Here is a 12,560-nt window from a genome sequence, read left to right as displayed (position 1 = left end):
AAACAAAGGAGTGTGACATCACGTATGAAAGAAGCAAAACGTATCATTTTCGGACTTATCCTCGGATTGATTCTCGGAATCGTCCTCGCTGCATTGCCCGATAAGTCGATTTATGAGGGATTGAATAAATATGCTCTACAACCGATCGGGACGATATTCTTGAACCTGATCAAGATGCTCGTCGTACCGATCGTCTTCTTCTCGATCACCCTCGGCGTCATGGGACTCGGTAATCCAAAAGAATTGGGTCGTGTTGGCGGAAAAGCGATCACTTACTTCATGACGACGACGGCTGTCGCGATCGTCATCGCTCTCGGTTTGTCATTATTGATTAAACCGGGTACGTTCGGTAACTTCGAGACGCAAGGTCTTGAATACGATAACGGAAATCTACCAGATACGAGCTTGATCAATACAATCGTCGGTATGTTCCCGACGAACCCGATCACGTCGATGGCGGAAGGCAACATGCTACAAATCATCGTTTTCAGTGTGTTCGTCGGTTTTGGAATCACGTTCCTTGGTAAAAAAGTTTCGACGTTACGGACATTCGTCGAACAAGGGAACGAATTGATGACGTACTTGATCACGCTCGTCATGAAGATGGCCCCGCTCGGTGCGTTCGCTTTGATTGCATCGGCAGTCGGTTCACAAGGCTTTGATTCCTTAAAAGCGATGGGACTTTATATGGGTGTCGTCATTTTATCTTTGATCGTTCATTCTGTATTGACATATGGCTCGACTGTCTCACTTCTTGGGAAAATGAATCCGTTCTTCTTCTTTAGAAAATTCGCACCTGTCATGTTGTTTGCTTTCTCGACGTCTTCGTCGAACGCAACACTTCCTGTCGCTATGCAAACGGCTCAAAAAGAGCTGAAGGTTCCACGCTCCGTCTCTAGTTTCGTTCAGCCACTCGGTGCGACGATCAACATGGATGGGACGGCAATCATGCAAGGAGTTGCGACTGTTTTCATTGCGCAAGTCTATGCGGTTGATTTAACACCTGGGCAACTTGCGACGGTCGTTCTGACAGCTGTTCTCGCATCGGTCGGAACAGCTGGTGTTCCGGGTGTCGGTCTCGTCATGCTAACGATGGTTCTTCAGTCGGTCAATTTACCCGTAGAAGGGATCGCTTTGATCATCGGTGTCGATCGTCTTCTGGATATGATGCGTACAGCCGTCAATATCACGGGTGACGCAGCATGTGCCGTCATCGTCTCGAAATCAGAAGAAGGTAACCTCAAAGAAGGCGAAGAAACCGATGAACGCTATGCGTAATCGTATGTCTCTTACTCCAAGAAAGGACGTTCCGCAGTTTGCGGAACGTCCTTTGTCGTTTGTTTGATTATTTTGCTAAGACGAACGAGCTGAGTCCCTCAACACGAACCGTACCTGAAACAGTGCGGATCGTTTTTGTTCCTGCTTGTTTACCATCTACGAGAAGCTTCCATTTCCCTTTCGGTAGCTTCATGTCAACTACTGTTCGATTTGCATTGTGAATGACATATAAATCGTTCTTCTGTTGTGGAGCGTCGTCATCTAGTCGATACGCAATGACTTGTGCCGGTGCTGCTTCAAACGTCAAGTAACGACGGATATCTTTCGCTGTTGCTAAGTGAAGTGCAGGGTTCTTCTTGCGTAATTCGATTAATCCTGTCATATAATCGACGTCTTGTTGACGATCCATCTTCCGTTTCCAATCGAGCTGGTTGACAGAGTCCGGTGATTTATATGAGTTATGATCGCCACCTTTTGTCCGCATGAAGTCCTGACCTGCATGGATGAACGTCGTTCCTTGTGACGTCAGCAAAATACTTGAAGCTAGACGGTGCATCTTCGTCTTCGTTGCGTCATTGTCTTGTGGATTCGTCAGGTTCAACTTATCCCAGAGGGTATGGTTATCATGTGCTTCAACGTACGTGATCGCTTGATCTGGTTCTTGCGTAAATCCTTGAATGTCTTTATCGTAAGCAATCTCGCCGACGATACCACGTTTGATACGTGTCTCAAGACCCGCTTTCCCGTTGATGAATCCAGCATCCGTGTCTTCGAAGACACTACCTTTGAGCGCATCACGCAGGTTGTCATTGAAATGTCCGATTCCCGGCATTTGTTTTGTGTTCGTTTGGTTTGCTTTCTCTGAATCTGGAAGAGGAGTTCCGAGGCTCCACCCTTCTCCGAACACTAGAATCGACGGATCAATTCGCTTCGTCGCCTGTTTGACAGCGTTCATCGTCTTGACGTCGTGAATGCCCATCAAGTCGAAGCGGAAGCCATCCCAGTGGTATTCCTTTGCCCAGTACGAGACAGAATCAACGATTAGTTTATGCATCATTTGACGTTCAGAGGCTGTATCATTCCCGACACCTGTACCGTTCGCTAAATCGCCGCCTTCTGTATAGCGGTAGTAGTAACCCGGTACGATCTTATCAAGATTTGATGCTTTGGCGTCAAACATGTGGTTATAGACGACGTCCATGACGGCACGTAGACCATTGTCATGGAGTCCTTGGATCATCTGTTTCATTTCCGTGATCCGGACTTTTGGATCATATGGATTTGTCGCATACGATCCTTCTGGTGCATTGTAGTTCTTCGGATCATAACCCCAGTTGTATGATTTAAGCGGATTCGTCTCATCGACGGACGCTGTATTGAAATCATAAACAGGAATGAACTGGACATGCGTGATACCAAGTTCCTTTAAGTGATCGAGTCCCGTCTTTGTCTTCGTTTTTTTTCCATCCTTCGTTAAACGTGTACCTGGCTCGATGACACCAAGATATTTTCCTTTTTGTTTGATACCTGAATCGTAACCTGAATTCGTCACATCAAACATCGATAGATCACGGACATGTGATTCATAAATGATCGCGTCTGTTGCGTGACGAAGTGGCATTTTCCCATTCGTCCAACGTTTTGGATCCGTCTCGCGTAAATCAACGACGACACCTTGGTCTCCGTTAACAGCGACCGCTGTCGCATACGGATCAACGGCACGCGTCGATTCTTTTGCGTGTTTGACTTCATATGTGTAACCGACACCGTCAAGATCACCCTTGACCGTCACTTGATAGACACCACGATCCGTCCGTTTCATCTGGATTTCACGCGTGATATCTTTTGTCGTAGCTGCTTGTTGTTTCGGTAAACGATATAACTCGAGTTCAACGGCTTGCGCTGTCGGCGCCCAGACCTTGAATGTCGTCTTCGATTTCTGATAGTCGACGCCGAGCTTACCACCATAGGCATACTTTTGATCGAATGCTTTCGAACGCAGTACCTTCCCTGCTTCAAGAACTGCTTCTCCAAAAACAGGATGCGTCACGCGGACGACTTTTGCTAAATCGATATCAGAAGCGACTTCGACTTTCGCCGTCTTGGCATCGATCGCTGATACGACTGGATTCGTCACACCTTCGAACGTAAATGCCTTTAAGTCTTCTGCCGTCATCGGTGTATTCGTTTTAAGCGTCATCGTCCGGAAGTCATCAGCCAAAAAGCTCGTGATTTTTGGCGTCCGATCAATTTCCGGTTTGCTGTAGTACACTGTCTGGTCCCCTTCGATCAACCAGATGTCCTTCGCACCTGCATAAAAGAAACGATCGGCTCCGTCTTTTTCCGACCAGCCCTCAAGATGAGGAATGACGCCTGCAAGACGTGCTTTCGTTGGGTTATCAAGCGTTACTTTGGCAATGGCACCGAACTCATCCTGCTGATCGAATTCGAATCGTTTGCCATCTTGCGCTTCCGGCCAAGACCAGACGCCGTATTTATCATAATCATTGTCATACCGATAATAGTGGATATTCGTGTCGATTTTTTCGACGTCTGCTTCATTAGTCGGATTGACCGTCGAGATATCCTTGCTTCCCGACTCGATCCAGATTTCAGCAACTCCGTTTTTAATCATATCTTTCGTGATGAAACGATCGTTCTCAGATCCCCCATCCTTGTTCCAGTTATCATCTCGCACGATGAAGCCGACTTTTTCCGGCTGATCGACTGGAAATTCATAGGCTGCGATTTTTCCGTAAGCATCTTCACCATTAAAGGCATGTGCTTTATTCGGAAAATAATCCGGACCATTTGTCCATAACCACAGGTTCCAATCCTTCGTGGCATTCGGGTCTTCCTTGTAGTGAATGATGACCAATGTAGACTTTCCTTTTTCCAGTGCTTGACCGGATAAAGACAGTCCACTAAATATTAGTGCAAACGTTAGCGCAACGATACAAACGGATCTTATGCGTTTCATACGATAGCCATCTCCTTTGTTATGTAATCGTTTTCATTTTGCATCCGTTTACAAGTCCTGTCAAAGCCTATTTGATGATTCGAACAGAAAATAAGACTTTTGAACCAAAGTGATTCGGTTGGATGGAAAACAACAAAAAAAGAACCGTCCGTGTGGTAGACAGTCCTTTTTACCGGGTTTAAGAAGACGCGAGGATGGCATGAATCTTGGCTTTCGTTTGTCTCATGGATTCATCCGATGCAAAGAAGTACCATACCCCATCGTTTGCGATATAGCCTTCTCCGTCTAGCTTTAATGGTTTCAGCTGTTTGAATCCCGGCTGATTTTCTTGAGCAAGTTGTGCCGCCACGTCAAAACCGATGTTCGTCGCGAAATTATGCTTCATGACATTCGTGATTTCTTCCATCTTGGTCAGTAAACGAGGTCCAGCCAGTTTAGCACCGACGGCTTCTAAAACTTGACGTTGCCGAATCTGTCTGCCCATATCGCCGAGTGGATCTTGTTTTCGCATACGTGCGTAACCACTTGCTTCTAGACCAGTTAAATGAATCTTTCCTTTTTTATACTCCTTTTGTAAACGACGGTCGTTCCAGCTGAAGGCGGATGGATTATCCACTGTGACACCGCCAACAGCATCAACCAATTCAATCAACCCATCCATATTGATCTTAGCGTAATATGGGATATCGACATCAAACGTTTGTTCCACCGTCTCGACCGTCTCCTTCACACCACCATAGGCATACGTATGATTGATTTTCGTCTTCTCACCTGTCGGTATCGTAACTTGCATGTCGCGTGGAATGGACAACGAAGTCGCTTGCTTCGTTTTCGGATTAAACGAGAGCAACATGATGGCATCTGCCCGTCCCTTATCATTCTTTCGCTCGTCGACGCCAATCAAGAGGACATTGACTGGCTTCATCGATGCGAGTGGCTTTGCTTTTTCCCCACCCAACGGTTGTAAAAAGGAATGCGCCGTCTGTTGGATTTTTAAAAATGCCAGTCCCGTCGAAGCGCTAGCAATCAAGACGATCACGAGCAGAAGCGCACTGATGACGCGACAGAGGATCGGAGGTCTTCGTTTATCGATGCGTGATTTCATACTCTGTTCTCCTTCACAATTTGTCCTCGTACGTCTTCATCAAACCGGCAATGTTCGAGTTGTGCAGAAACAGCACCGAATCGATCTGCTTTTGTTTGGCAAATCGGGAAACATCAAATGATTTTGGAACGTATCGAATATCCACGACTTCTAAGTTGGCACTTTTCGCAAGCAATGGTAACACAGGATTTGCAAACGAATCCTTTAAAACCAAAATAGTCGGGCGATTTCGATTCGCCGCTGACTTCATTGACATGATGTCGTGGTTTCCGCGAAGAAATACTTCATATCGATCGACATAATCACCTTCTTGTTTGACGAATGATTCATCAATGACAGGACGTCCACATTTCCCTTCATAACAAACATCGATACCGTTGAAGAACGCAGGGGCGTAGTAATCTAGACGGTCACCGGACGCCGCATAGGAGAGCGTCGTTTTTCGTGCTAATGATCCATAGTAGGCGTGTTGATCTTCCTTCCGCCACTTCGTCTCAGGTAACGTCTTTGACAGTCCCATTCTTTTCGTGATGACTTGGTAAGCTTCTGTTGCACCGTCGATGTTCCAGTGATGATCTGTCTTGAAGTAGCCACTTAACTTCAATCCTTGCAAAGAAAGATTGGTCATCCCCGCCGCTTGAAAGTCTCGTACCATTTTTTCATAGCGCTCGTTTGCATTGGAAGCGACATAAGACGGAATTAGTTTGTCCCGTTCTGCGATGACGGTTTTAGACGGTGCTAACGCCATATAGACCGGACGATCGACTTCTCCAACGAATTGTTTGAATGCTTGCGGAATTTTTACGTTTCCTGATGCACTCGGTTCAATCATATAATCGTTTTTTGCCGTATAAATGCCATTACGAAACGGCTGTCGAAAGACATCTTTTGATAAAAGCGCCTGTATCTCGACGAACGTTCCTCGCAACAGTAATTGATCCGTGAAATAGGTCTCCATTTTGAGCATATCCTTGCCTGTCGCGATTCCCTCGACGGTGGGCTCAACGGACTGGGCAAGTGTACGATTTTCCAGCTGGGACCGGACACGGTCTTCCCGGACAAGCGTTCCGAGTCCGATCGTCAGTAAGACGAGAATAAAACTGACAGTCGTCACCCACATCATGATTCGCTCGAAAGAAGGTGTCTGATTCGTCTCCTGTTGCGTTTTCATCAATGGCTGCTCCATGGATAGTCCTCCTTTTTAGAACCGGAAATAGATGAACGGATTAAACGTGCTCGCAACGAGTGCCGATGTCGCAAGGAACAACATCAACATGGCGTACCCATACTGCATCGTTGTTCCGATCTTCCCGAGAGAGACGACGACACGTTCTCCGAGATACTTCGGAATCGGTGTCGCAGCGATACACGCGACAAGTAGTAGGACTCCGTTCTGAACGAGTTGGTAACTCGCCCGTTCATCCCATAGCACATCCGGTACGAACATTGCTTGAATATACATAACGGCTTCTGGAAACGTCTCTGAGCGGAAAAAGACCCAACCGACGAGCACGAGGATGAGCGTCCAGACTGTCGAGACGACAGGCATACGCTCGAGCCATCTCCCGAGAAATGCCTTCTCGAGCATGATCCAAACTCCGTAATATGCGCCCCACGCGACGAATGTCCAACTCGCACCGTGCCAAAGGCCCGTCAACATCCAGACGATCGCCAGATTTCGATACTGCCGCCACGGCGATACACGGTTTCCCCCTAACGGAATATAAACATAGTCGCGGAACCAAGAGCCGAGCGAAATATGCCATCGACGCCAAAATTCTGACACGGATTTTGAAATATATGGGTAGTTGAAGTTCTCCAAGAAATGAAATCCGAACATCAGTGCTAAACCAATCGCCATATCGCTATAGCCCGAAAAATCAAAATAGATCTGTAAGGCATAAGCGATGATTCCAATCCATGCTAGCCCCATCGAAAGGTCTTTCATATTAAAAACAGCGTCTGCGACCTGACCACATCCGTTCGCAAGAATCAATTTTTTTGATAGACCAATCGTAAAGCGGCGAACACCACGTGCAAAATCAGATACCGTCTCTTGACGACACTCGATCTGACTCGCAATCGTGTTGTAGCGGACAATTGGCCCCGCGACGAGTTGCGGGAAAAACGCGATATAAAGGGCGAGGTCGAGTGGATTCTTTTGCACCGCTTCCTTCCCTTTATAAATGTCGATGACGTAACTCATCGCATGGAATGTATAAAAGGAAATTCCAAGCGGTAAGACGACTTCTGGAATGAACCAACTCAGACCAAACGATTCGTTGACGGAGCGGACGAAAAATCCGCTGTACTTAAACCAACCGAGCAATCCAAGGTTGACGACGATCATGCTGAACATGATCCACTTCACTCCGACACGTTGCCGGTAGAAATTAACGAATAAGGCAAAGAAGTAATTGATCGTGACGCTGAGTAGCATCAGTAAGGCAAAGCGTGGTTCTCCGAATGCATAAAAGAACAGGCTGGCAACTAACAGCCAGCCGTTACGGAATGTCCGAGGCAACACGTAGTACACGAGCAGTACTGTCGGCAAGAACAAAAATAAAAAAATCGTCGAACTAAACAGCATAGGTTGCTTCCTCCTCTGCCTTGACGTATTGCGCGATGGCGAGTTCGCGGAGATGGACCCGGAAGCTCCCTTCGTTTAAAAACTTCCAGGCCATTTTGAAATAAACCGCTCCTGGCACACGCTCCATCTCGAACTGGACGATCGTCTCATTCGTCAACGTCAGATGCTCCGTCTCAGAGACCATCCGCTTCTTTTGCCCATACTGCATCTTGAATACTTGAACGAGACATGGTTCCGCCACTTCAAAACGGCACGTTACCTGAATGATGTCACCTATCAGTTCAGCATCTTTTCGATACAGTTTTGAAGGCGGATGTTGAAAGCCTTGATCGAACAGTTGCAGATACAGTTTGTCAGTCGCTATCGCATCCTGAAAATCAAAACACACCCCCGGCGCTGCATCTTCGAGCAAAATCTTTTCCTGAGTACCGAACGGAAAAAACTGATAGCTCGCGACGGTCAGCTCCTTATTCATACCGGTACCTCACTCATGATCGCATCGACGATTCGTTCTGCTGCCTGTCCATCGCCATACGGATTCGCGGCTTGCGCCATCGATTGATAGAAGATTTCGTCCGTCAATAATTGATGGCTCATCGCATAGATATGCTCTGGATTCGTACCGACCAGTTTCAAGGTTCCTGCTTCGACGCCTTCAGGTCGTTCCGTCGTCTCCCGTAAGACAAGAACGGGAACACCGAGTGAAGGCGCTTCTTCTTGAATCCCGCCTGAATCTGTCAGGATGAAGGAAGCACGAGCTGCCAGGTTGTGGAAATCAAAGACATCAAGCGGCTCAATCAACTGAATCCGTGGATGATGCTCTAGGCGAGCTGCTGCTTCTAGCACGACTGGATTCGGATGGACTGGATAAACGATTTCTATTTCCGGATGATCATTTGCCAACTGTTCAATCGCTTCAAAAATCGTTGCCAGTTGTAAATGGTTCTCACGACGATGAACCGTCAGCAAGACGAGTTTTCGCCCCGACTTCTCAAGTCGTGTCAGAACAGGATGCGTATAGCTAGCAGAAACGGTTGTCTTAAGTGCATCAATGACCGTATTACCCGTTACGATGATTGGTGTCTGTTTGTTCTCAGCACGTAAATTCATCGCCGCTTGTTCGGTTGGAGCAAAATGATAATCCGCCAACACACCTGTCAATTGACGATTCATCTCTTCCGGAAACGGTGCATACTTTTCATATGTCCGCAGTCCTGCTTCGACATGACCGACTGGAATCTGTTGATAGAATGCCGCTAACGAAGCAGCGAACGTCGTCGTCGTATCCCCATGGACAAGAACGAGATCCGGCTGTTCCTTTTCGAGGACACGACGCATCGCATTCAGAATACGTGCCGTCATCTCCTCTAACGTTTGACGCGGACGCATCAAATCCAAGTCATGGTCCGGAGTGATCTGGAACAATTCGAGTACCTGATCAAGCATTTCCCGGTGTTGCGCCGTTACGACGACAATCGGTTCGACGTCTGGGCGGTTTTCAAGTGCTTTTACGACAGGTGCCATCTTAATGGCCTCAGGTCGTGTTCCGAATACGAGCATGACACGTTTCATCTACTTCATCCCCTATCTCATTTCATGACGATCGTTCGATCGTCTCGCCTCTCATCTGTTGCTCAATGTCACCGATTCGACCGGTTCGTTTTTTCGAAACATAGTGAGTGGCTTGCTTTTTGGATAACTGTTTGTACCAATATAAATATTTATTGTATTCCGCGAGTGTTTCATTCGTTGGACCAAATAAACGCACTTCACCGTATTCCAGCCAAAGGATCTTCGTACAAAAGCTTTTGACTTGATTCAAAGAATGGCTGACGAAAAAAATCGTTTTTCCTTGATCCCGGAATTCGCGCATCTTATCGAGACACTTCTCCGTAAATGTTTGATCGCCGACAGATAAGGCTTCATCGATGATCAAGATATCCGGATTGATATTGATCGAGATAGCAAAACCGAGACGTGCCCGCATCCCACTCGAATAGGTTTTGACTGGCTGATCGATGAACTCTCCGATATCCGCGAATTCGAGAATTTCCGGTGTGATCTCCTCGATTTGCCGTTTGGTCAGTCCCATCATCAATCCTTTGAGCTCGATGTTATCGCGACCTGTCAGTTGACTGTTCAATCCACTTGAGATGGCAATCAGTGCTGATTTTCCTCCTAGCGTGACACATCCATACGTAGGCGGTGTGACGTTAGCAAGTAAATGGGATAACGTTGATTTCCCACTACCGTTGATGCCTACAACACCCACGATTTCTCCCTCTTCAACAGAGAAGGAGACATTTTTGAGCGCATAAAAGGATTTTCCGCTCACTTTTCCAAAGAGCACTTCCTTTAATTTATCGATTGGACGCTCATAGAGCATGTACCGTTTTGAAACGTTCTCAAACACGACGTGACTCATCGTCTTTCCTCCTATACATAATCAATGAAGTAGCGTCGGAAACGAATATGGACCGCTGCTCCGACGAGCAGGATACCGAGTGTCACACTCCAAAAATAAGCGCCATACCAGATGTGATCCATCAAGTAACCGGTTCCGATCAAGGCGGAGCGGTACCCCTCAATCAAATAGACGAGTGGATTCAACATCAATAGCATCTTAAACAGTGAATGTTCTGGGGGAATCCACATGATCGGCGTTAAATACATCAGCATCCTTATCGCGGATGTCACCATGTTCTGGACGTCTCGGATCATCGTAGCAAGAGCCGACAATAACAACGAGACGGCATAAAGAAAGATGACGCCGGCTGGAACGATATAAAACAGCTCGAGCGTATGCCATCCTGGGAAGTAACCAAATGCACTTCCTAAAACGATCGTCAGGGCAATCATCGCAAGGTGTCGATAGAATTGAGCCAAAATGACATATGCCGGAATCGTACTCAACGGAAAATGCATTTTAGAGACGAGCGCGACCCGACCGTAGATCGACCGTGATCCACTTGGAATCGTGCTTCCGATGAAGAACCATGCGATCAGTCCACTAACGAGCCAAAAGACGAATGGAATTCCATCGACAGGATGTCCACCACGGATTCCAAAACCAAAGACGACCCAGTACACCCCGATCTGGAGGAGTGGCGTCATGATCTCCCAAAACCAACCTAAATACTGCATGCTATACTGACTTTTTGTTTCATAGAGTGACAGCCGAAAGATCAGATACAGATGATCTTTCAGCTCCCCTCCAATCGTTCGTAACGCGTTCATATTGCTTTTGCATCCACTTCCGTCACGCGGTGCGTATGCAAGTTACCGAAGTTGAGGACCTTGACCGCATCGAGTTCACGGACAATTCCTTTTGTATCGAAGAGTAACGGTGTCCGCATGTAGTTTGCGAAACGACGTGAATCGAATTGTTTGAACTCATCGTGGTCGACTAAGACGAGTGCTAGATCGGCGTCTTGGATCGCTTCGATTTCATCAACGAGTTCAAAGCGTGTCGAGATGGAATGCTCGACGTGTGGATCACAGACCGCGACATCGAGTCCACGATCGAGCAATTGTTCAATGACTTCGACAGCTGGGCTCTCGCGCATATCGTCAACATTTCCTTTATACGTCACACCGAAGACAGCGATTTTTGGACGAACACGTGAACCGACGAGACGAGCGGCTTGTTCAGCGACGAATTGTGGCATTTGGACGTTCGTTTGTCGTGCCGTATGAATGATGCGTGCAAGTGATGGGACTTTTGCGACGATGAAGTACGGATCGACTGCGAGACAGTGACCACCTACACCCGGTCCTGGATGATGCAAGTTCACACGTGGGTGCATGTTTGCCATCTCGATGACATCTAAGACGTTGATCTCAAGCTGGTGACATACTTGCGTCAATTCATTTGCCAGTGCGATGTTGACATCACGGAACGTATTTTCCATCAATTTCGACATTTCGGCTGTCTTCGCGTCGGTCCGAACGATTTCTCCTTGAACGAATGTTTCATAGACGGCTGCTCCTACCTCTGCACATGCCGGTGTCAATCCTCCAACGATCCGGTTGTTATGAACGAGCTCGTGTAAGATCTGCCCTGGTAACACACGCTCTGGGCAATGAACGACATAGACGTCTTCACCGATCGTAAAGCCGGCTTCTTCAATCAGTGGACGAACATGATCGTCCATAGTGCGTGGCGCGATCGTCGATTCAACGATGACGACGTTTCCTTTTTCAAGGAACGGCAACATGTTGTTGACGGCTGACACGACGTATTTTAAATCACATGATTTATACGTATCGTTCAAGTTCGGCGTCGGGACGGCGATTAAGAAAACATCGGCCCGTTCTGGCGTAAGTGTCGCTCGGAATTTTCCGTTAGCGACGACTCGTTTGATGACATCCTCGAGTCCTGGTTCCTCAATATGAATCGTTCCCGTGTTCAGAAGATTGACGATGTGTGGATCGATGTCGACACCGACGACCTCCGTGCCGTGATCCGCGAACATCGCCGAAGAAGGTAATCCAATATATCCTAGTCCGATTGTGCAAAGTTTCATTTTGTCATTCCTCCATCGAGTTAGTCATACTAGCCAACGAACGGTCTGTGGCTTGGCTGTAACTAGACCATAACGACATTT

The 12,560-nt window shown here is 47.2% G+C and carries 9 protein-coding genes and 1 pseudogene; 1 reads left to right on the top strand and 9 read right to left on the bottom strand.

Annotated features, from left to right (window positions below; genetic code table 11):
• Positions 1-24: 24 nt before the first annotated feature.
• A complete protein-coding gene (locus ASG02_RS01235) occupies positions 25-1,278 on the top strand; it encodes a dicarboxylate/amino acid:cation symporter (protein WP_056060114.1) in 1,254 nt (417 codons plus the stop codon).
• 67 nt (positions 1,279-1,345) lie between these two features.
• Here the strand turns inward: ASG02_RS01235 and pulA are convergent, their stop codons facing one another.
• The 9 genes and pseudogenes from pulA to ASG02_RS01190 form a co-directional block, all read right to left on the bottom strand.
• On the bottom strand, positions 1,346-4,258 hold the full coding sequence (pulA, locus tag ASG02_RS01230; RefSeq protein WP_056060111.1) for a type I pullulanase: 2,913 nt from the start codon (positions 4,256-4,258) through the stop codon (positions 1,346-1,348).
• A gap of 178 nt (positions 4,259-4,436) precedes the next feature.
• Positions 4,437-5,363 carry an LCP family protein gene (locus ASG02_RS01225; RefSeq protein ID WP_056060109.1) on the bottom strand — a complete coding sequence of 309 codons (927 nt, stop codon included), beginning with the start codon at positions 5,361-5,363 and terminating at the stop codon, positions 4,437-4,439.
• 13 nt (positions 5,364-5,376) lie between these two features.
• Complete coding sequence (locus ASG02_RS01220) at positions 5,377-6,549, bottom strand: DHHW family protein (RefSeq protein ID WP_056060107.1); 1,173 nt, start codon at positions 6,547-6,549, stop codon at positions 5,377-5,379.
• Positions 6,550-6,564: 15 nt separating this feature from the next.
• Positions 6,565-7,953 (bottom strand): MBOAT family protein, encoded by a 1,389-nt coding sequence (locus ASG02_RS01215; RefSeq protein ID WP_056060103.1) that lies wholly within the window; start codon positions 7,951-7,953, stop codon positions 6,565-6,567.
• Positions 7,943-8,428 (bottom strand): hypothetical protein, encoded by a 486-nt coding sequence (locus tag ASG02_RS01210; protein ID WP_035409236.1) that lies wholly within the window; start codon positions 8,426-8,428, stop codon positions 7,943-7,945. The genes ASG02_RS01215 and ASG02_RS01210 overlap by 11 nt, the downstream gene beginning before the upstream one ends.
• Positions 8,425-9,525 carry a non-hydrolyzing UDP-N-acetylglucosamine 2-epimerase gene (gene wecB, locus ASG02_RS01205; protein ID WP_035409238.1) on the bottom strand — a complete coding sequence of 367 codons (1,101 nt, stop codon included), beginning with the start codon at positions 9,523-9,525 and terminating at the stop codon, positions 8,425-8,427. Before wecB ends, ASG02_RS01210 begins: the two co-directional genes overlap by 4 nt.
• Before the next feature lie 112 nt (positions 9,526-9,637).
• Positions 9,638-10,378, bottom strand: a pseudogene (gene tagH / locus ASG02_RS01200) (teichoic acids export ABC transporter ATP-binding subunit TagH); the annotation flags it as partial.
• Between the two features lie 11 nt (positions 10,379-10,389).
• Positions 10,390-11,190 (bottom strand): ABC transporter permease, encoded by an 801-nt coding sequence (locus ASG02_RS01195; RefSeq protein WP_035409242.1) that lies wholly within the window; start codon positions 11,188-11,190, stop codon positions 10,390-10,392.
• Positions 11,187-12,479, bottom strand: a complete 1,293-nt coding sequence (locus ASG02_RS01190; protein WP_035409245.1) for a nucleotide sugar dehydrogenase — start codon at positions 12,477-12,479, stop codon at positions 11,187-11,189. The genes ASG02_RS01195 and ASG02_RS01190 overlap by 4 nt, the downstream gene beginning before the upstream one ends.
• Positions 12,480-12,560: the final 81 nt, after the last annotated feature.

The organism is Exiguobacterium sp. Leaf196 (genome assembly GCF_001423965.1).
Classification (GTDB): Bacteria; Bacillota; Bacilli; order Exiguobacteriales; family Exiguobacteriaceae; genus Exiguobacterium_A.
The sequence above is the reverse complement of the archived record's forward strand: the minus strand, read 5'-3'. Positions and strand labels throughout refer to the sequence as shown.